The 20,609-nt window shown below is 67.4% G+C and carries 19 protein-coding genes and 2 tRNA genes; 11 read left to right on the forward strand and 10 right to left on the reverse strand.

Annotated elements, in window-relative coordinates; genetic code table 11:
- Positions 1-8 precede the first annotated feature (8 nt).
- The 6 genes from rho to argS form a co-directional block, all read right to left on the reverse strand.
- On the reverse strand, positions 9-2,075 hold the full coding sequence (gene rho / locus AB0H00_RS14480) for a transcription termination factor Rho (protein WP_357265785.1): 2,067 nt from the start codon (positions 2,073-2,075) through the stop codon (positions 9-11).
- Between the two features lie 328 nt (positions 2,076-2,403).
- Complete coding sequence (thrB, locus tag AB0H00_RS14485) at positions 2,404-3,369, reverse strand: homoserine kinase (protein ID WP_357265787.1); 966 nt, start codon at positions 3,367-3,369, stop codon at positions 2,404-2,406.
- A gap of 25 nt (positions 3,370-3,394) precedes the next feature.
- Positions 3,395-4,516: a threonine synthase gene (gene thrC / locus AB0H00_RS14490; protein WP_357266116.1), complete on the reverse strand. Its 1,122-nt coding sequence runs from the start codon at positions 4,514-4,516 to the stop codon at positions 3,395-3,397.
- Between the two features lie 23 nt (positions 4,517-4,539).
- Entirely contained in the window at positions 4,540-5,895 is a 1,356-nt protein-coding gene (locus tag AB0H00_RS14495; protein ID WP_357265789.1) for a homoserine dehydrogenase, read from the reverse strand.
- The gene (gene lysA, locus AB0H00_RS14500) at positions 5,892-7,313 is read right to left on the reverse strand and encodes a diaminopimelate decarboxylase (RefSeq protein ID WP_357265791.1); all 1,422 of its coding nucleotides are present in this window, start codon (positions 7,311-7,313) and stop codon (positions 5,892-5,894) included. The genes AB0H00_RS14495 and lysA overlap by 4 nt, the downstream gene beginning before the upstream one ends.
- Positions 7,314-7,478: 165 nt before the next feature.
- On the reverse strand, positions 7,479-9,137 hold the full coding sequence (gene argS, locus AB0H00_RS14505) for an arginine--tRNA ligase (RefSeq protein WP_357265793.1): 1,659 nt from the start codon (positions 9,135-9,137) through the stop codon (positions 7,479-7,481).
- Between the two features lie 91 nt (positions 9,138-9,228).
- On the opposite strand from argS, the gene AB0H00_RS14510 reads away from it, so the two are divergent.
- The 4 genes from AB0H00_RS14510 to AB0H00_RS14525 all read left to right on the forward strand — a co-directional run bounded on the left by AB0H00_RS14510 (position 9,229) and on the right by AB0H00_RS14525 (position 11,495).
- Positions 9,229-10,122, forward strand: a complete 894-nt coding sequence (locus AB0H00_RS14510; protein ID WP_357265795.1) for a DUF3105 domain-containing protein — start codon at positions 9,229-9,231, stop codon at positions 10,120-10,122.
- Positions 10,122-10,841, forward strand: a complete 720-nt coding sequence (locus AB0H00_RS14515) for a DUF305 domain-containing protein (protein WP_357265797.1) — start codon at positions 10,122-10,124, stop codon at positions 10,839-10,841. Before AB0H00_RS14510 ends, AB0H00_RS14515 begins: the two co-directional genes overlap by 1 nt.
- Positions 10,842-10,950: 109 nt before the next feature.
- A tRNA-Arg gene (locus AB0H00_RS14520) sits at positions 10,951-11,026 on the forward strand.
- 136 nt (positions 11,027-11,162) lie between these two features.
- Entirely contained in the window at positions 11,163-11,495 is a 333-nt protein-coding gene (locus tag AB0H00_RS14525) for a DUF6247 family protein (RefSeq protein ID WP_357265799.1), read from the forward strand.
- A gap of 332 nt (positions 11,496-11,827) precedes the next feature.
- On the opposite strand, the gene AB0H00_RS14530 is transcribed toward AB0H00_RS14525, so the two are convergent.
- On the reverse strand, positions 11,828-12,514 hold the full coding sequence (locus AB0H00_RS14530; protein ID WP_357265801.1) for a hypothetical protein: 687 nt from the start codon (positions 12,512-12,514) through the stop codon (positions 11,828-11,830).
- 195 nt (positions 12,515-12,709) lie between these two features.
- A complete protein-coding gene (locus tag AB0H00_RS14535) occupies positions 12,710-13,084 on the reverse strand; it encodes a hypothetical protein (RefSeq protein ID WP_357265803.1) in 375 nt (124 codons plus the stop codon).
- Positions 13,085-13,232: 148 nt separating this feature from the next.
- Here AB0H00_RS14535 and AB0H00_RS14540 point away from each other — a divergent pair, with 148 nt between their 5' ends.
- Both AB0H00_RS14540 and AB0H00_RS14545 read left to right on the forward strand, forming a co-directional pair.
- Positions 13,233-13,631, forward strand: a complete 399-nt coding sequence (locus AB0H00_RS14540) for a nuclear transport factor 2 family protein (RefSeq protein ID WP_357265805.1) — start codon at positions 13,233-13,235, stop codon at positions 13,629-13,631.
- 193 nt (positions 13,632-13,824) lie between these two features.
- Positions 13,825-14,427: a hypothetical protein gene (locus AB0H00_RS14545; RefSeq protein ID WP_357265807.1), complete on the forward strand. Its 603-nt coding sequence runs from the start codon at positions 13,825-13,827 to the stop codon at positions 14,425-14,427.
- A 66-nt stretch (positions 14,428-14,493) separates the two neighbouring features.
- On the opposite strand, the gene AB0H00_RS14550 is transcribed toward AB0H00_RS14545, so the two are convergent.
- Entirely contained in the window at positions 14,494-14,751 is a 258-nt protein-coding gene (locus tag AB0H00_RS14550) for a hypothetical protein (RefSeq protein WP_357265809.1), read from the reverse strand.
- 156 nt (positions 14,752-14,907) lie between these two features.
- Here AB0H00_RS14550 and AB0H00_RS14555 point away from each other — a divergent pair, with 156 nt between their 5' ends.
- From AB0H00_RS14555 to AB0H00_RS14565, 3 genes are read left to right on the forward strand one after another with little or no spacing between them, the layout of a single operon-like run.
- The gene (locus tag AB0H00_RS14555; RefSeq protein WP_357265811.1) at positions 14,908-15,930 is read left to right on the forward strand and encodes an iron ABC transporter substrate-binding protein; all 1,023 of its coding nucleotides are present in this window, start codon (positions 14,908-14,910) and stop codon (positions 15,928-15,930) included.
- A gap of 2 nt (positions 15,931-15,932) precedes the next feature.
- The gene (locus AB0H00_RS14560) at positions 15,933-17,486 is read left to right on the forward strand and encodes an iron ABC transporter permease (protein ID WP_357265813.1); all 1,554 of its coding nucleotides are present in this window, start codon (positions 15,933-15,935) and stop codon (positions 17,484-17,486) included.
- A complete protein-coding gene (locus tag AB0H00_RS14565; protein ID WP_357265815.1) occupies positions 17,483-18,535 on the forward strand; it encodes an ABC transporter ATP-binding protein in 1,053 nt (350 codons plus the stop codon). Before AB0H00_RS14560 ends, AB0H00_RS14565 begins: the two co-directional genes overlap by 4 nt.
- A 94-nt stretch (positions 18,536-18,629) precedes the next feature.
- Here AB0H00_RS14565 and AB0H00_RS14570 read toward each other — a convergent pair.
- Positions 18,630-18,701: transfer RNA gene (locus AB0H00_RS14570), tRNA-Cys, on the reverse strand.
- A gap of 115 nt (positions 18,702-18,816) precedes the next feature.
- Here AB0H00_RS14570 and AB0H00_RS14575 point away from each other — a divergent pair.
- Positions 18,817-19,368, forward strand: coding sequence for a MarR family transcriptional regulator (locus AB0H00_RS14575; protein WP_357265817.1), 552 nt, complete (start codon positions 18,817-18,819; stop codon positions 19,366-19,368).
- 174 nt (positions 19,369-19,542) lie between these two features.
- A complete protein-coding gene (locus tag AB0H00_RS14580) occupies positions 19,543-20,586 on the forward strand; it encodes an Hsp70 family protein (RefSeq protein ID WP_357265819.1) in 1,044 nt (347 codons plus the stop codon).
- Positions 20,587-20,609 lie beyond the last annotated feature (23 nt).

The following is a 20,609-nucleotide window of genomic DNA, read 5'->3' on the forward strand; positions in this document are numbered from 1 at the left end:
TCGTGAACCTATTCGTCGAGCGCGCCCGGCGCGGTCTTGCTGACCGACATCAGGAACTCGAGGTTGTTCTTCGATTTCTTCAGGCGATCGATCAGCAGATCGATCGCTTGGTGCGAATCCAGGCCGGACAGTACACGGCGCAGCTTGTGCAGCACCGCCGCCTCGTCGGGGCTGAGCAGTAGCTCGTCCTTGCGGGTACCGGACGGGTTGACGTCCACCGCGGGGAACACCCTTCGCTCCGCGATCTTGCGGTCCAGCTTGAGCTCGGCGTTGCCGGTGCCCTTGAACTCCTCGAAGATCACTGTGTCACCGGTCGAACCGGTCTCCACCATGGCGGTGGCCATGATCGTCAGCGAGCCGCCGTTCTCGATGTTGCGCGCCGCGCCGAGGAACCGCTTGGGCGGGTACAGCGCGGTGGAATCGACACCACCGGACAGGATTCGCCCCGAGGCGGGCGAGGAGTTGTTGTACGCGCGACCCAGTCGGGTGATCGAGTCGAGCAGCACCACGACATCCCTGCCCATCTCGACCAAGCGCTTGGCGCGCTCGATGGCGAGCTCGGCAACCGAGGTGTGGTCCGACGGCGGGCGGTCGAAAGTCGAGGCGATGACCTCGCCCTTCACCGAGCGCTGCATGTCGGTGACTTCTTCGGGACGCTCGTCGACCAGCACGACCATCAGGTAGCACTCGGGATTGTTCGTCGCGATCGCGTTCGCGATGTCCTGCATGATCGTCGTCTTACCCGCCTTCGGCGGCGAGACGATCAGCGCGCGCTGGCCCTTGCCGATCGGCATGATCAGGTCGATCACCCGGGTGGTCAGCTTGTTCTGCTGGGTCTCCAAGCGCAGCCGCTCGTTGGGGTACAGCGGGGTCAGCTTGCTGAAGTCGGGACGACGCCTGGCCGCCTCGACGTCGCCGCCATTGACCGTGTCGAGCCGCACCAGCGGATCGAACTTCTGCCGCTGATTGCTCTGCTCGCCGTCGCGCGGAGCCCGCACCGCGCCGGTGATCGCGTCACCACGGCGCAGGCCGTTCTTGCGGACAAGATTCATCGACACGTAGACGTCATTCGGCCCGGCCAGGTAACCCGAGGTGCGGACAAAGGCGTAATTGTCCAGCACATCGAGGATGCCCGCGACCGGCTGCAGCACGTCGTCTTCGCGGATCTCCAGCTCACGGGCCTCGCCGCCACCGCCACCGCCCTCGCGATCACGTCCACGACGACGCTCACGGAAACGGCGTCCGCGCCGACCACGGCCGCCCTCCTCCTCGTCGCCGCCACGGTTGTCCCCGCCACGGTTGTCCCCGCCACGGTTGTCCCCGCCACGGCTGCCATCGCCGCGGCTACCGTTCTGACTCTGGCCGCGTTCACTCTGGCCGCGTTCACCCTGGCCGCGTTCACCCTGGCCGCGTTCACCCTGGCCGCGTTCCCGACGACGCTCGCCGCTCTGTTCGGCCTCCTGTTTCGGCTCGTCACCACGCGCCTCGGCGTTCGTGGTCTCGCCGCCGGATCGCGCCTGGTCACGGCCGCGCCGCTGCCGGCCGCGACCACGCTGGCCGCCTTCGCGACCGGAATCCTCGGTGGTCTCGGCGGTCGACGATGCCTGCTCAGCCGCGTTCGCATTCGTGGAAGCGGGCGCGGACTCGGCGGGGGCCGCCTTCGTCGGGGCGGGAGCTTCGGTATCCGTGGCCGAAGCCGCCGGCGTCACGTCGAGGGTCGCCTGCACGGCCTTGACCGACGCCGACCGGGTAGCCGCCGGCTCGGCGGGGACATCGGCCTCGGTGGCAACCGCGGATTTGGCATCGCCCTTGGCGGGCTTTTCCACCTTCGCCGGCTTTCCGGCCTGATTTTCCTTGATGGCGGCGATCAAATCGCCCTTGCGCATTCCGGAGGTGCCTCGGATACCGAGCTCCCCCGCGAGCGCGCGCAACTGCGGCAACAACATTCCAGTCAGCCCCGATCGTGCGACGTCGGTTTTTTCGCTCATCTTCGAAATCTGTCCGGATTCACTTTCGCGGTCGCCCATCGGGTTGGATTCCACCCCGGGTGTCGCGAGCAGGTCCGTATCTGTCACGGAAATCCTTTCCTTCCCTCGATTGCCGTGTGCTGTGTCGAGGGTTCGTCCCGCAGCCCGGGCATTCTGCCGGACTCGGATGCGTCCGTCCGGGCGCTATGTGCCGTATCACCTGCCCCGCCGGACCGGCGGCTTCTCCACCGATGGTGAAAGGTGGGGAGAGATCATTCCAGTTGCGCAGCTACGCAGCACCCCCATGGCCTGGAGGCTCGAGCCTGGAGCCTGCTGGAGCGATTGCCCTGATGAAGCACCGGCGTCTGATGCGCACGATGTACGGACTCGCTCAGGATAGCTGCCTATTGTGAATCTCGGCAAGGCGGACGCGCCATCAGTCGACCAGGACGCCCTCGGCGAGTCCCGGCTCCACCACGCGCAGGCCGTCCGTGGCCGCGAGTTCACGGAGCTCCGCCGGGAATTCGCTGGTCCCCAGGGCCAGGATAGTCGGTCCCGCGCCGGAAACGGTGGCTGCGATCCCCGCAGCGCGCAGGCGGGCGATCCAGGTGGTGGTCAGCGGTAGCGCGGGGGCACGCTGGGTCTGGTGCAGGCGGTCCGCGGTAGCTGGCATCAGCAGATCAGGACGCTGGGTCAGCGCCACAACGGCGAGCGCGGCCCGGCTGACGTTGAACGCGGCGTCCCCATGCGGCACGACCTCGGGCAGCAGACCGCGGGTGTGTGCGGTGGACGAGCGCTCCTCGGGGATCAGCACGACCGGATGCAGCGTGGGATGCGGCTCGAGACGCACGGCGCGGTAGACCCGGCCGTGGTACTCCGCCACCGCGGCGCCGTCGCGTCCCAGGTCTGCGACGCGATCTGTCTCGGTCCACGACACGACGATCCCACCGAGCACGCTGGCCGCCGCGTTGTCCGGGTGGCCCTCGAATTCCGAGGCGAGCTGCACCAATTGATCCGCCGAGGTGGCCAACTCCGGGTCGAGTTTCGCCGCGAGGGCGCACCCGGCGGCCAAGCCGCCGACCACGGCGGACGCCGACGAACCGAGACCGCGCGAATGCGGAATCACGTTGCGGCACACTACATCGAGGCCATCGGCCCATACGCCCGCCGCTTCCAGTCCGCGCTCGACCGCGCGGACCACGAGATGCGAAGGGCCCCATGGCACATCGTCGGCGCCTTCACCTTCGACCCGGATGGTGAGCCCCGAATCGGTGGTGCGCACCTCGATCTCGTCGTAGATCCCCAATGCCATACCTAGCGAATCGAACCCGGGACCGAGGTTCGCAGTGGACGCGGGCACCCGTGCGGTCACGGTGAGACCGACGGGCAGCGTAGCGCTCATCAGCTGACTGTCGCGCGAAGTCAACTCAGGCCAACTCGAGCTCGGCGGCGACTGCGACCGGGTCGACCGGAATCGCCTGCACCTGCGGCATTCCCGACAGCGCGGTGTCCGGATCCTTGAGACCGTTGCCGGTCACGGTACACACCACAGTGAGACCGGAATCCAGCCAGCCCTCTTTGCGCGCCGCGAGCACGCCCGCCACGCCGGCCGCCGACGCGGGCTCGACGAACACGCCCTCAGTGGCCGCGACCAGGCGGTACGCCTCCAGGATCGCCTCGTCGGTGGCGGCACGGAAGGCACCGCCGGACTGCTCCTTGGCCGCCACCGCGCCGTTCCAGGAAGCGGGCGCGCCGATCCGGATGGCGGTCGCGATGGTCTCCGGGTCCTTCACCGGGGCACCGTTGACCAGCGGCGCGGCGCCGGCGGCCTGCACGCCGAGCATGCGAGGCAGCTGGGTGGTGACACCGTCGGTGTAGTACTCGCGGTAGCCGCGCCAGTACGCGGTGATGTTGCCCGCGTTCCCGACCGGGAGCGCGTGCACGTCGGGCGCCTTGCCGAGCACGTCGCAGATCTCGAAGGACGCGGTCTTCTGGCCCTCGATGCGTGCCGGGTTCACCGAGTTCACCAAGCCGATGCTGGGGAATTCCGCGGTGACCTTGCGGGCGAGCTCGAGGCAATCGTCGAAGTTGCCCTGCACCTGGATGATCTTCGCGCCGAGCATGACGGCCTGGGCAAGCTTGCCCATCGCGATCTTTCCCTGCGGGATCAACACGGCACAGCTCATGCCCGCGCGCGTGGCGTACGCCGCCGCGGATGCCGAGGTGTTGCCGGTGGACGCGCACAGCACCGCCTGCTGGCCGCGGTACTTGGCGTCGGTCATCGCCATGGTCATGCCGCGGTCCTTGAACGAACCGGTCGGGTTCAGGCCCTCGACCTTCAAGTAGACCTCGCACCCGGTCAGCTCGGACAGGTGTGGCGCGGGCACCAACGGCGTACCACCCTCGTACAGGGTGACCGGCTCCCAGTCGGCTGCGCCCGCGAGCCGGTCGCGGTAGGCCGCGATCAGCCCCGGCCAGCGGGAGTGCACCCCGGCCTGCGGCTCGACGCCAGTCGTACGTCCGCCCGTCTCCCGGCCACCGCCCCTCATGGCGTCGCTGCGCGACACTGTACTCATTCTTCGGTGCCTTCCAATCTCAGAACGCTGGTCACGGATGTGACGGATGCCATTTCCGCCAGGGCGGCCACGGTGTCCGCGAGCGCCGATTCCACCGCGTGGTGGGTTACCACGACCAGGCGTGCTCCCGAACCGTGCCCTTGTTGACGGACGGTCGAGATGCTCACCCCGTGGTTGGCGAATTCGCCTGCCACCTTGGCCAGGACCCCAGGACGGTCCTCGACCTGCAGGTTCACGTGGTAGCGGGTGGGCGTATCACCGATCGGCGCGATCGGTAGCTCAGCATAAACCGATTCGCCCGGTGCGCGACCGCCGTAGAACTTGTTGCGCGCCGCCATGACCAGATCGCCGAGCACCGCGGAAGCGGTCGGCGCGCCTCCTGCTCCCTGTCCGTAGAACATCAGCCGCCCGGCGTTCTCCGCCTCGACGACGACCGCGTTGAAGGCGCCGGTCACCGCGGCGAGCGGATGCTTGCGCGGGATGAGGGCCGGGTAGACCCGCACGGAGACACGCTCCTTGCCACCCTCCTCGGGACTCGGCTCGCCAGGGCCCGCGTCCACGCGTTCGCAGATAGCCAGCAGCTTCACGGTGCAGTCCAGCGCGGACGCGGTCTCCAAATCTTCCGCGGAGATCCGGGAGATGCCTTCGCGGTAGACGTCTGCGGCAGTGACCCTGGTGTGGAAGGCCAGCGAGGCGAGGATCGCGGCCTTGGCCGCGGCGTCGTAGCCCTCCACGTCGGCGGTCGGGTCGGCCTCCGCGTAACCGAGCCGGGTGGCCTCGGCCAGCGTGGCCGTGTAGTCGGCGCCGGTCTCGTCCATCGCGGAGAGGATGAAGTTGGTGGTGCCGTTCACTATGCCGACTACCCGGTTCACCCGGTCACCGGCCAAGGACTGGATCAGCGGGCGCACCACCGGGATGGCACCGGCGACGGCGGCCTCGAAGTACAGGTCGGCTCGGCTGCGCTCGGCGGCCGCTGCGAGTTCGCCGGTGTAGTCGGCCAGCAACGCCTTATTGGCAGTCACCACGGATTTGCCCGCGTTCAGCGCGGCCAGGATCAGCCTGCGCGGCGGATCGATGCCGCCGATTACCTCGATGACCAGGTCGATGTCGTCGCGGGCGACGAGAGCGTCGGCGTCGGTGGTCAGCAGTTCCGCGGGGACGCCGCGGTCGGTATCGAGGTTGCGCACGGCGATGCCGCGCAGCACCACCGGGACTCCGACCCGGGAACGCAGGTCCTCGGCGTGGTCGCGCAGGATGCGCACGACCTCGGTCCCGACGTTGCCCATGCCGAGCACCGCGACACCGATCGGACGATCGATCCCCCAGATACCGTTCTTCGCGTTCTCCGTCACGATTCCACCTCCAAGCTCAGCAGGTCCGCCACCGTCTCCCGGCGCAGAATGAGTCGTGGTTGTCCGTCACGCACCGCGACCACCGCAGGGCGGGTCAGCTGGTTGTACCGGCTGGACATCGAATAGCAGTAGGCGCCGGTCGCGGCAACGGCCACCAGGTCCCCAGGGCCGACGTCGGCGGGCAACCAGGTGTCGCGGATGACAATATCCCCGCTCTCGCAGTGCTTTCCGACGACACGCGCGACCACCGGCCCTGCCTCCGAGGACCGCGAGACCAGACGGCAGTCGTAGTCGGCCTGGTACAGCGCGGGGCGGATGTTGTCGCTCATGCCGCCGTCGACACTCACGTAACGCCTGCGCAGACCTCCGTCCAGCGAGACGTCCTTGGTGGTGCCCACCTCGTACAGCGTCACCGTTCCTGGGCCCGCTATGGCACGGCCGGGCTCCACGGCGATGGTCGGCTCGGGCAGACCCGCGCGGGCCGCCTCCGCCGCGACCAGTTTGCGCAGTTTCGCGGCGAACTCGTCCAACGGCGGAGGATCGTCCGACGGCAAATACGAAATGCCGAGTCCACCACCGAGATCCAGCGTGGCGATCTGTGCGGTGCGATCGACGCCGAACTTGTCGATGGCCTCACGCAGCAGGCCGAGCATGCGACGCGCGGCAATCTCGAAGCCGTCGATCTCGAAGATCTGTGAGCCGATGTGGCTGTGCAGGCCGACCAGACGCAGGTTGTCGGCATCGAAGACACGCGCGAGCGCTTCCATCGCGTCGCCGCCCGCGATCGAGAAACCGAACTTCTGGTCCTCGTGCGCGGTCGAAATGTATTCGTGGGTATGGGCTTCCACACCGACGGTGACCCGGACCAGCACATCCTGCACGACGCCGGCGCGAGCAGCGATAGCTTCCATGCGCTCGATCTCGATCAGCGAGTCGACCACGACATGGCCGACACCGGCGGATACCGCGGCCTCCAGCTCAGCCACGGATTTGTTGTTGCCATGCAACGCGATTCGCTCGGCTGGAAATCCCGCATGCAGCGCCACGGCGAGTTCGCCGCCGGAGCACACGTCCAGCGACAAACCCTCGTCGCGGATCCAGCGGGCGATCTCACCGCACAGGAACGCCTTGGACGCGTAGTGGACTCGCGCGTTCGGACCGAAGGCGCGGACCATGTCGCGGCAGCGGGAACGGAAGTCGTCCTCGTCGACCACGAACAGCGGTGTGCCGAACCGGGCCGCCAGGTCGTGCACCGGCACACCCGCCAGCCGGACCACACCATCGTCGTCGCGTGCGGCGTTACGCGGCCACACGTTCGCGGGCAGGTCGATCATCTGCTTCGAATCGCTCGGGCGCTCCGGCAGATTCGGGGCATGCGGAATCTCGGCGTGCCGGGGACCGGCGGGATGCGCGGTCATGCCCGCACCTCGCTGACGCTCGGCGCCGGCACGACCCCGAATGCGGACGCGATTCGCTCGCTCCGCTCCCTCACCGCATCCACCTCGCTGACACTTGGAATGGTTCGCTCGCTCACCAGTGCTTCCTTCCGCACGCTGCTCGGCTGGGAAACCTTCGGCCCCGGTTCACATGCGCTCCGGCGCGCCGACGCCGAGCAGCCCGAGGCCGTTGGCCAGGACCTGACGCGTGGCGTTGACCAGGACCAGCCGGGCGGCGTTCGTCGTCGAGACGGGCTCGTCGCCCAACGGAAGGACACGCAGGTTCTTGTTGGTCTGGAACCGGTGGTAGGCGCCGGCCAACTCCTCCAGGTAGCGGGACACCCGGTGCGGCTCGCGCAGGCTCGCCGCACTGACCACGACCCGCGGATACTCACCGAGGGTGCGGATCAGCTCGCCCTCCTCCTCGGCGGTCAACAGCGCGAGATCCGGTGTGACCGAGTGATATTCGAATTCTGCGGCGTTGCGTGCGATGGACGCGGTCCGCGCGTGCGCGTACTGCACGTAGTAGACCGGGTTCTCGTTGCTCTGGCTGGTCCACAGATCGAGGTCGATGTCGATGCTCGAGTTCACCGATGAACGCACCAGCGAGTACCGCGCCGCGTCCACGCCGATCGCCTCGACCAAGTCGTCGAGCGTCACCACGGTGCCCGCGCGTTTGCTCATCTTCACCGCGACGCCGTCTTTGAGCAGATTCACCATCTGCCCGATGAGCACCTCGACAGTGTCCGGATCGTCGCCGAACGCGGCGGCGGCGGCCTTCAGCCTGCCGATGTAGCCGTGGTGATCGGCGCCGAGCATGTAGATGCACAGGTCGAAGCCGCGTGTGCGCTTGTTCTGGAAGTAGGCGATGTCACCTGCGATGTAGGCGGCCTTGCCGTCGCTCTTGATGACCACCCGGTCCTGGTCGTCACCGTATTCGGAGCTGGCGATCCACCAGGCTCCATCCTTCTCGTAGAGGTCGCCGGAGTTCTTCAGCTTCTCCACTGCCTGCTCGACCGCGCCGGACGCGAACAGCGAGCTCTCGTTGAAGTAGACGTCGAAATCGGTACCGAACTCGTGCAACGACTCCTTGATGTGGGCGAACATCAGCTCGACACCCTCGGCGCGGAACAGTTCGAGTCGCTCGGGCTCCGGCTTGTTCAGCACATCAGGGTGCATGGCCACAACCTTCTCGGCGATCTCTCCGATGTAGGCGCCCGCGTAACCGTTGTCCGGGGTCGGCGCTCCGGTCGCCGCGGCGACCAGCGAGGCCGCGAACCGATCGATCTGCGCGCCGTGGTCGTTGAAGTAGTACTCGCGGACCACGTCGGCGCCCTGCGCGGCCAAGATTCGTCCCAGCGCGTCGCCCACCGAGGCCCAGCGAGTGCCACCGAGATGCACCGGGCCGGTCGGGTTGGCCGACACGAACTCGAGATTTATTCGGGTGCCCTTCATCGTCTCCCCGGTGCCGTACGCGGCGCCCGCGGCAAGCACCTGCTCGAGGATCGCGCCCTGTGCGGACGCGGCGAGGCGAATGTTCAGGAAGCCCGGCCCGGCGACCTCGGCGATCGCAACACCGTCCGCGTCGGCCAGCGCGTCGGCCAGCCAGGTCGCCAGCTCACGCGAGTTCGTTCCGGCCCGCTTGGCCACCTGCAGCGCCACATTGGTGGCATAGTCACCGTGTTCCGGGTTACGGGGGCGCTCCACCTTGACCTCGTCGGGAAGGACCGCAGGGTCCAGTCCACGTTCGACAAGCACCTTTGCCGCAGTCGCGCGAAGGAGATCTGCAAGGTCAGCTGGAGTCACGAGTCTCTATCCTATGGTCTGAGCGGGTGTACACCTCGGGTGGGCACCGCACAGCCAGCGAATCCGTCACGTCGAGAGAGCACAACGAACCATGCCGAGCAGTCCCAGCGCCAAATCGGCCAAGGCCGCCAAGGCCGCGGCGAAGTTGTCGGCCTCCCGCAAAGGCGGCGGACGTGGGCAACTTCCGAAGAAGAATCGCCAGATCCCCTGGCTGGCCATCGGTGCGGCCGTAGTCATCATCGCATTGATCGGTGTGCTGGCTTACAACTTGGTCCCCAAATACCAGGAGAAGGCCGACCTGGACAAGTACACGCCGAGCGCGCAGAAGAAAGACCCCTCCGACGACATCGCGGGCGTGGTGAAGAGGGAATACCAAGCCGGTCTGCATATCGGCCCGACCCAGCGCGTGGCCTACGACCAGTCGCCGCCGTTCGGCGGTCCGCACGACCAGTCCTGGGCAACCTGCACCGGCGTGGTCTACGGCAAGCCGATCCGGGTGGAGAACGCGGTGCACTCACTCGAGCACGGCGCCATCTGGATCACTTACAACCCGGACAAGGTGAATGCCGAGGGGATCGAAACGCTGAAGGCGAAGGTAGAGGGCAAGCCGTACACATTGATGTCGCCCTACCCCGGGCAGGAACCCCCGGTGTCGCTGCAAGCCTGGGGTCACCAGCTGAAGCTGGACAGCCCCGACGACAAGCGCGTCGGCCAGTTCATCACCGCGCTGCGGCTGAACTCCTACACCTACCCCGAGGTCGGGGCGGACTGCTCGACGATCGCCTTCGATACCGACAACCCGCCGCCCTTCGACCCGACGCCGCCCGGCCCTGATGCGGTGCCGATGGACGGCAAGGGCCTGCAGCCCGACCCGTCCGAACTCGGCGGCGGCATGCCCGGTGGCCTGCCGCCCGGCGTCCCCGGTCTCCCCGGGCTGCCCGGTGCTCCAGCGCCGACGCAGTCCGCACCGGGCGCGGGACGCTAGTGGCCTCCGACCCCGATATCCCGGTGGCCGCATCCGGCCTCGGCGGACAGGTCCGCCACCAGCGCACAGCGCTGGTGATCCTCGGCGCGATCGGTGCCATCCTGATCGGCTTCGCGGTCGGTGTGTTGGCACGGATTCCACTGGATACCTCGTCCGAGCCGGACCCCGGCATCGTAGACATCGGTTTCAGCCAGGACATGTCGGCGCATCACGCCCAGGCCGTGGAAATGGCGGGCGTGGTGCTGGTGCGTTCCACCGGCACCGACGTCCGCCGCCTTGCCTACGACATCCTCACCACCCAGCAGAGCCAGATCGGCCGCATGCAAGGCTGGCTGCAGCTGTGGGGCAAGCCGGCGCAGAGCGTGGACGGATACATGGGCTGGATGACCGAACCGTCGAGCGGTCACGACCATTCCGGTACGAACTCACCTGGCCACAGCATGTCCGGCCCGATGGCCACCATGCCCGGCATGGCGACCCCCGCCGAACTCGCCGCGCTGCGCCAAGCCACGGGACCCGAACTCGACACCATGTTCCTGCAGCTGATGCTGCGCCACCACCAGGGCGGGCTCCCGATGATCGACTATGCCGCCCAGCACGCCGAGACAACCGCGGTAAGCACGCTCGCCGAGACCATGTCGAAGACTCAGCGCGGCGAATCCGATCTGCTGACAACGATGCTCAGCGCCCGCGGCGCCGCTCCCCTCCCGGCGGGCTGAGCCCGAAGTCCCCGGCCCGGCGCACTTTTTGGTGGACGGCGACCGATACGATAGGCTGACCCAGCCCGATCGGAACCCGCCATCACTGGCCCCGACCGAGTCCTATCCCGCCCTCGTAGCTCAGGGGATAGAGCGTCTGCCTCCGGAGCAGAAGGCCGCAGGTTCGAATCCTGCCGAGGGCACCAAAGGCCACCTACCAAAATCACGGGTAGGTGGCCTTTTTCGTGTCCGGGTGCTGTGCAGTTACCGTGAGTACCCGTGATTTGCCGTCTTCATCCTGTGTGTGTCGCACGTCGGACACACGGGGCGTTAGGGTGAGATATGGCCACTCCCTCACCACTGCCCGAACCAGTGATGGGTGTCCCCGCGGCTGAACCGGCAGCGATCCGCGCGGCACTGACCCGCACAATGCTCGCCGAGTTCGACCGCGAGTGGGAGATCGTGCTGGATCAAGCCAAGAACAGCAAAGAACTTTCCGGCGTCCTCGAACTGCTCACCAAATGGCGGCACATCGCCGCCACCGAGGCGCGAGAGCCGGGAGCCTACTTTCGGTTGCAGGCCAAAGCCGAGCAGATCCAGCGTGCCGGCGCGAATCTGGGCGCGGGCTCTATCGAGGACATGCGGGCATTGATCGCGCGGCGGCAGGCCAGCTGAGGTTGTACCGAATCATCCCAGATTGTGCTCGAGCAGCAACGCGAGGTTCATTTGCTGCTGGTGCAATGGCTGGGACTGACCGGCATCGACACATTTCGCTGAGCTGACCTGCCCGTCTCCACCTGCCCGTCTCCACCTGAACGAGCCCCGCCACCGATGTGATGCCCGAGACCTTCGAGCCCGTGCGCGCGGACTGCCTCGCGACCTACTTCTCCGTGGCCTGGAGGTAGCACGACCGGATCGACTAGCGATCGGGGTCCTTCGACCCCCTGATGAGAGGTAGCGAACCAGCCCCAGTATGCGCAGCCCACCCCTCGTCAGGCGGTTGCCGGTTACGGCAGGGGTTCGGTGGACTTGGGGCTGCCGGCGAGGACCCCGGCGCGCGAAAGGTAGGCGAAGGCGGAGGCGGTCAGGTCCGGGTGGAGGAAGTAGAGATGGGCGTTGGTGACGGATCCGGTTTCGGTGGCGTCACACAGGGCGTTGAGGGCGGTGGGGTCGACGGTGAGAGCGGTCAGCTTGCCTGCCTCGTAGTCCATCTCGACCCACTTAGCGTAAATCGCCGCGCTCATGATGCCCCCGGCGAAGCCTTCGCGGTCGGCCGCGGCGCTCAGACTCATCTCGAGGCCGTCGTCGAGATCCGTTGAAGTGCGCTGCCAGCGACCGTCTTCCCACCACCGCACGAAGGTGATCGGACGGTCGCTGGGACGGTTCGCCTTCGAGTCCACCGAGTGCACCCAGGCGGGCGCCGCGGCCAGCGGATCATAGGCCGTACCCGCGACCTCGTTGTCCTCGTCCGTACCGAACAACAACGCGCGGTCACCGGAGCATCTGATCAGCGTGTACCAATTGCCCGCGCCGTCGTCGTTGATCAGCCGAGCACCCTCCACTCTGGCCGACTGCCCGATTTCCTCTCCGCTCGCGACCCGATAGTCGTTGTCGGCATGGGTCGCGGAAGTGATCACGTCGAAGACGGTCACACGCGCCCACAGCACCTCGGGATGCGGCAACTGAAATCCCATGCCCGGCAACGTATCACCGGCCCCCCATCGCGACAACCGGACCGACAAGAAGCGGGACAACACTCCCGATAGCGGACACACGCCCGGGCAAACCGAATTGACAGGCCACACTCACGTGCTTCCGCAAAGGCGGCAGAGCAGGCAAATTTGCAGCTTCAGTACACGGCGACGTTCACGCGCACCGACTTCCGCGAGTCACGTCGATCGACACTCGGATTCCCGGGCGCGTCGCGGACGCAGGGCATAGGCAGGGACGAGTTGGTCCCGCAGGTGGAAATCCGGGCGACCATCGGCGAACTGGACGCTGTAGGTCACCCGACCCATCCAGTCGCCGTCAACGGTGGGCAGCCAGTGCGTCAGCGTGCCGGGGCGCTCGCCATGCATGATGACGCCCGCGCCGTTCACATGCCGCGGGGTTCCCGGATCACGGATCAGGATCGCGTCCAGCCGGACCCATACCGGCCGCGGCGGGTAGGTCAGCGTCCGGTAGTAGTGGCCGGTCTTGTTCGGGTAGACCAGCTCCGGTTGCGTGCCGTCGGTTCGCGGCGGCCCCTCGCTTGTCGAACCCATGTTCGAATATTAGCTCGCATCCACGGCAGGCAACAGACAGCTGGATCCGCGACCACTGGACACAGAACTTCTTCGAGATGGCGACCACGGGCGCCGGCCACCATCTAATATAGTTGTTCTAGAATGATCACATTAGAAGGAGTGCGATATGTCGGCGAAGTTCGCGGTCGTCAAAGGTTTCTACGAGGCCACGCGGGCAGGAGACGGTCCGGCGATACTGTCGCTGCTGCATCCGGAGTTCGAGGCACGGACCGCACCGGGCATGCCGTGCGGGGCGGGCGGCACCTTCCACGGCCCGCATGAGGCGATGACCCGGATCTGGGGCGCGGTCGCCCAGGAATTCAACACCGCGCCGTATGACGAGAGTTGGCAGGAGACCAGCGACGGCACGATAGTAGTGACCGGCCACTATCGCGGATCGGCACGCGCCACCAAACGCGCATACGACGCCGAGTTCGTCCACCTGTGGCGGGTCGTCGACGGTCGCATCACGCGACTGCACCAATACACCGATACCGCCCGGTGGCACGCCGCGCTCGAGGCGTGAGCCCTGGCGCGGCAGAACTCGGACCGCCGCTCTGGCACCACGTCGAGGTGGCGATATCGCTGCGCGCCCGCGTCAGCGGTGGATTGTTCCCCGACCTGGGACGACACGCCGGCAGCCGGTGTTTCGTTTGTCGTCGCCCGGGCGCGCCGTTGCCGTAACGTGCCAGTACCGGGGGTAGACCGGAGGCGAGACGATGACTTATCCGCCGGGCGCACAGCCGCCGCAGGATCGACCGCACTACCCACAACAGCCCACCGGCCAGCCGCCGCCGATGGGTTACGGCAACCCGCCGCCGAGCTATCCGCAGCCCGGGGGCTTACCCGGCGGATATCCGCCGCGGCCGCCGAAGAAGAGCTGGACCGGTCTGATCGCCGGTTCGGTGGCGATCGTGGCGCTTGCCGTCGCGGGCGCGGTGATCGCGGGCATTTTCCTGACCTCGCAGGGCAAAGGCCCGCTCAGCTCGGACGAGAAGAAGATCCAGTTCGCCATCCACGACTTCTACGAGGTGCTCGGCTCGCAGGGCTTCCGCGCGGCGGCCGAGAAGGCATGCGCGGCCGATCGCGCCGAGTTCGACGCGATGACCGAGGAGCAGAAGAAAGAGTTCGATTCGGCGACGGTCTCGGTCACCATCGAGAGGATCGAGGGCATCGTGGTCACCGGCCGCAGCGCGACCGCGAAGATCACCGGCAAGCTCACGGTGGCGATTCCCGGTGAGACGCCCGATTCCGATACCAGCACTACCGAGCACCTGAGAAAGGAAGACGGCAAGTGGAAGGTCTGTTCCGCGCCGACCTGACCGAATACGCCCACACATGAGTTGGTCGCCGGACGGTGCTCGGAGCCCTCGCCAACGACGTGTGCACTACAGCGGAGAGATCAGCGGCCTGGTCGTCGGCGAGCTGTGCTCGGCTTCCGGCAGGAGCTCAGGCTTCCGCCCGGTACCGAGGTGATGCCTGCCGCGGCGCTGGACGATCCGCGCCGCCCCGACCGCGGTGCCGAGCGCCTGCTCCTCGCGGTCGACCTCACCGCGGAAGCGTCCGAGCGCTACACCCGCACGATGCCCGCGATCGACGCATCGCAGCTCCGGCGGCCGGATTACCTCGCGGTGTGCGGCAATCATGTTGTGCTATGCCACTTTTCGGATCTCACCTGACAACCCCGCGATTTCCCGAGCATCGCGGCGGGACCGAGACCATCCGGGCACGTCGGACGCGGTATGTTCCTTAGGTAAGGCTCAACATATGCACAGGGATGTCGGCGCGTCGGAAGGATCAGGATGAGGCCGGTCAGATGGAAATCGCTCGCCGCGGGACTGGCGGTCACGGTGGCGGCGCTCGGCTTGACGGCCTGCTCGAATTCCTCGGACGACGCGAACGAGATCACGGTTTACAACGCGCAGCACGAATCGCTCACCAAGGAGTGGGCGGACGCGTTCACCAAGCAGACCGGTATCAAGGTGACGTTGCGTCAAGGCGGTGACACCGCATTGGGCAACCAGCTCGTCGCCGAGGGTGCGGCGTCGCCGGCCGACGTCTTCCTCACCGAGAACTCCCCCGCCATGGCCCTGGTGGAAAACGCGGGACTGTTCGCCGACCTGGACAAACAGACCTTGGATCAGGTACCCGCGCAGTTCCGCCCCTCCACCGGCAGGTGGACCGGCATCGCGGCACGCTCGACGGTCTTCGTCTTCAACAAGAACAAGGTTCCGGCCGATCAGCTGCCCGCCTCGCTGCTCGACCTGGCCCAGCCGCAGTGGAAGGGCCGTTGGGGTGCGGGCGTGTCCGGCGCCGACTTCCAGGCCATCGTGGCGGGAATGCTCGCGCTGAAGGGCGAGGACGTCACCCGTGCGTGGCTGAAGGGCATGAAGGAGAACGCGACGGCTTTCCCGAACAACGTTGCCACTATGAAGGCGGTCAACTCCGGCAGCCCAGACGGCGGCGTCATCTACCACTACTACTGGTACCGCGACCAGGCCAACACCAAGGAGAGCAGCGCAGACACCGCGCTGCACTACTTCAAGAACCAAGACCCCGGCGCGTTCGTCAGCATCTCCGGCGGCGGCGTGCTGAAGTCCAGCAAGAAGCAGGAGGCGGCGCAGAAGTTCCTGGCGTTCATCACGGGCAAGGCCGGGCAAGAGGTGCTGCGCGACGGCACCTCGATGGAATACCCGGTCGCGAGCGATGTCGCCGCCAACCCGGCGCTTCCACCGCTGGCCGACCTGAAAGCGCCGACGATCGACCCGTCCCAGCTCGACGCCAAGAAGGTCACGGCGCTGATGACCGAGGCTGGTCTGCTGTAATCGTGACACTCGGGACCGTTGTCGCTGCGCCCCGGATCGGCAGACCGGGACCCTGTGTCACGATCGTCGCCCTGCTGCTGGTCGCGGCGACGTTCGTGCCGCTGGGCTATATCGTGTCGACATTCTTCTCGACCGGCCTCCATCAAACTGCCGAGCTGGTCTTCCGCCCGAGAGTTGGTGAGCTGCTGCGCAATACGGTCGGCCTCGTGGTGTGCACCGTGCCGATCTGCGTGGCGCTCGGTGTCGGGCTGGCGTGGGTTGTCGAACGCACCGACGTTCCCGGGAAAACCTGGTGGGGGCCGGTTTTCGCGGCGCCGCTCGCGGTGCCCGCATTCGTCAACAGCTACGCCTGGGTCAGCGCCTTCCCCACCATGCACGGCCTCTGGGCCGGCGTGGTGATCGCCACGATGTCCTATTTCCCGCTGGTGTACCTGCCCGCGGCGGCCACGCTGCGCCGCCTGGATCCCGCCGTGGAGGAGTCGGCACGGGCGCTGGGCTCAGGCCCGGTGGCGGTATTCACGCGAATCGTGCTGCCGCAGTTGCGATTGGCCATTCTCGGCGGCGGCCTGCTGATCGCCCTGCATCTGCTCGCCGAGTACGGCGCTTTCGTGATGGTCCGGTTCGACACCTTCACCACGGCCATCTTCGAGCAGTATCAGTCCAGCTTCGCCGGTGCGGCGGGCAGCATGCTCGCCGGAGTTCTCGTGCTGTGCTGCCTGGCGCTCCTAGCGGCCGAGGCCGCGCTCCGCGGCCGGGCCCGCTATGCGCGCATCGGCGGCGGAGCACCACGCACCGCAACCCGGATCCGATTGGGAATCGGCGCGATACCGGTCCTCGCCGGGCTCGTCGCGGTGACCGCTGCCGCGCTCGGCGTCCCACTGTGGACCATCGGACGCTGGTTGCGCATCGGAGGCGCGACGGTCTGGGATTTCACCGAGATCGGCACGTCGCTGGCGCAGACGGTCGGGCTCGCGCTGATCGCCGCTCTGCTCACCACGCTGTGCGCGTTCCCGGTCGCCTGGATCGCGGTTCGCTCCACCTCGGCGTTCGCGCGGATCATCGAGGGCGCCAACTACATCAGCAGTTCGCTGCCCGGCATCGTCATCGCGCTGGCCATGGTGACGGTGACCATCCACTGGGCGCCGCCGCTCTACCAGACAGCGAGCATGGTGGTCGCGGCGTACGTACTGCTATTCCTGCCCCGGGCACTGGTCAGCGTGCGCGCCGGGCTCGCCCAGGTGCCGGTGGGCCTGGAGGAGGCATCCCGCGCGCTGGGTAAATCGGGGCCCGCTACCTTCTTTCTGGTCACCCTGCGACTCACCGCGCCCGCCGCGGCCGCCGCGGCCGCGTTGGTGTTCGTGGCCGTGGCGACCGAATTGACCGCGACACTGCTGCTCGCGCCCAGCGGAACTCGCACGCTGGCGATGCGGTTCTGGGCGCTGTCGGGCGAATTGGACTACGCGGCCGCCGCGCCGTACGCCCTGATCATGATCGTCGCCGCGGTGCCGGTGACGTACCTGCTGTTCACCCACTCTCGGAAGGCGGCTGGGGTATGAGTCGGCTTGTCGTCGCCGATGTGTCGAAGACCTTCGGCCACACCCGGGTACTCGGTGGGATCACCCTCGATGTGCCCGACCGCAGCGCCACCGCCGTGGTCGGCTCATCCGGTTGCGGCAAGACCACGCTGCTGCGGGTCATCGCGGGATTCGAGACCCCAGATGCGGGTTCGGTCACTATTGGATCGGAAACCGTTGTCGGCGAACGTGTCTCGGTGCCGCCGCAGCGGCGCAACATCGGCTACGTCGCACAGGACGGTGCGCTGTTCCCGCATCTGACCGTCGGTCAGAATATTGCCTATGGTCTGCGTGGCCTACGTCGCCGCGGCCACCATCGGGTGCACGAACTGCTGGAGATGGTGTCGCTCGACCCGTCCTACGCCGACCGGCGACCACACCAGCTCTCCGGCGGCCAGCAGCAGCGCGTCGCCCTGGCCCGCGCGCTGGCCCGCAAGCCGGACGTGATGCTGCTGGACGAGCCGTTCAGCGCGCTCGACGCGGGCCTGCGCGCGGCGACCCGGCAGACCGTGGCCGAGACTCTGCGCGCAGCGGGGATGACCAGCATCCTGGTGACCCACGACCAGGAGGAGGCGCTGAGTTTCGCCCAGCAAGTCGCCGTGATGCGCGAGGGACGATTCACCCAGGTCGGCGCGCCGGAGGAGGTCTATGCCGCGCCGAAAGACCTGTTCACCGCCCGCTTCCTCGGCGAATGCGTGCTGCTCGACGCAGTGGTCGAGGCCGACGTGGCCAAGTGCGCGCTCGGACGGATCCCGGTGCAGGAGTCCGCCCCCTCCGGGCCGGCGACCATCATGATGCGTCCGGAGCAGCTTGTCGCCCATGCGCTCTCGGAGGGCGAGCCGGACAGCGGCATGGTTCGCGACGTCGAGTTCCGCGGCGCCGACGTGATGCTGACGATCGATCTGGACGGCCATGTGGACCCAGTGCGGGTGCGCCGGGCCAGCGTCGCCGCGCCCACCGCGGGGCAGCGGGTGCGTCTCGAGGTGCTCGGTTCGGCGGTGGCGTACACCGAGCCGAGCGCAGCCGCATAGGGGCCGCAGGCGGCCGGAGTCCGTCCGCAGCCCCGGGCAGCGCCGAGCGAAGTCGAGGCAGACTCCTAGCCTGGCCTTCCCCGACACACATTTGAGCGAGCGGCGGGAATCGAACCCGCGTAAACGGCTTTGCAGACCGTTGCCTCAACCACTCAGCCACGCCCGCCTCGTCATAGATAGTGCCCGCGGCGACCGGAGCCGCATAGCGTTGCGCTCACGGTGATCCGAAGCCGAGCCGGATGTCGCCGACCGGTGCGCGCCGCGCATGGAATGATCGAAACATGTCTCGGCCACGCCCGCTTCCGCTAGACCCGATCGAGGAGGCCCATCGCCAGTGGGTCGGCCACGGTTGGGGTAACGTCGCCGACGGCATGGCCGCGGTGACGTCGCTCGTGCGGGCCCAGCAAATCGTGATGGCGCGGGTCGACGAGGTACTGAAACCGACGGGTCTGACATTCTCCCGCTACGAACTGCTCATGCTGCTCGCCTTCAGCAAGGCCGGCGCGCTGCCGATGGCAAAGGCCAGCGCGCGATTGCAGGTGCACCCCACCAGCGTGACCAACACCGTCGACCGCTTGGAGGGCGCGAAGCTCGTCGAGCGGGTGCCACACCCCAGCGACCGGCGCGCGACCTTGATCGAGATCACCGATGCGGGGAGGGAATTGGTGGCGAAGGCGACCGAAGATCTCAACGCAAAGGTCTTCGCGATGCCAGGGCTCCCCCCGAATCGGCTGCAGACCCTACTGCAGTTGCTAGCGGAATTTCGCCACGCCGCTGGCGATTTCGACACCGGCGAGGGAACGGCGCACTGGTCGGCGACTGGCGCAGAATGAGATGCCATACCGGTCGGTTGCGTAGTGGGTGTAGCCGGATGACGCCCGTCCGCAGGGTCCCAGGCAGCCGCATCCTGCGATGACACGACCGAGGCGTGCCGGCCGAGCATCCAACTGGCAATTGTCGGGCACGCCGTCTTGGCAGCGGGAGCGAAAGGGTCCACCATGTAATTCATGGTGCTGGTCTTGGGGGTATCGGCGGGCGCTGGTGGCGCTCGCGCGGTGCTGACGCATTCCGATCAGCCGCATCTACCCCCCATCGATCAGTGTCAGGTGCCTCGACGCGCCGGTGGCGGCATCGAGGAACCGGTCTTCGAGGCGATCCGCCAGATGCACGGAGCCGCCGACCGACGCGACGAGTTGATCTCCGTAATGGCCGTGACCTGCCGTTGTCCGCTACATGCCGACACGATCCGGACGGGCGCGGGCGGCCGGCAGGTCACCATCGTCGACGAACCGCTCGCCCAGCTGCGCTATCTGCGCTTCACCGGGCAACTTCCCGACAGCGGTTCGGTGATCCTCTACGACCTGGGCAGCTCCGGCCTGACCATCACCCACGCCCACTGCCGCACCGACACCATCCTGTCCAGCAAGCGAAGCACGGTGCTCGGTGGCGACGGCTATGACGCGCTGCTGCGCTGGCGGCTCGCCCGCGGTGGCGTACTCACCGACAAGCCGACCAGTCGACACCACCGTGAGGAGTTGAGTAGCGCCAGGGTGGTCACGGCCATCGACACCAGCACCGGCGGCCGGGTTGTGGTGACCCGCAGCGACCTCGCCGAACTATGCGCGGCCGGCATCCATCACTCGGCGTCGTTCGTGCGCCAGATCATCGAGGAGGCCGGGGCCCGGCCCGAGGCCATGGTGTTGCTCGGCGGCTGCACCCGAAACCCCAGCATCCGCGAGGAGCTGGCCGAGCTGGTCGATCTCCCGATCATCTACGACCCGGAGCCGGACTACGTCTCGGCGCGTGGCGCCGTCCTGTTGGCCGCCGAACGACCCGGCGCTGATGTCCGAATGGCCAGGGCCCGGTGCGGCGCCACACTGGTTGCGACCACGGTCGATCGCCGCAAACTCATCGCGGCGGTAGCGGTCACCGTCGGCCTGTGCGCCATCATCGCCGGGCTACTCGCCACGAACAAGGGCTCAAACAGGCCGGACGAAGGCGCGCCGACGCCGGTCGAAATCATCGCGCCCTCCCCCGGGCCCTTCGGATAACTACGAGCCGACGCGACTCAGTA

It is taken from the genome of Nocardia sp. NPDC023852 (genome assembly GCF_040639505.1).
GTDB lineage: Bacteria > Actinomycetota > Actinomycetes > Mycobacteriales > Mycobacteriaceae > Nocardia.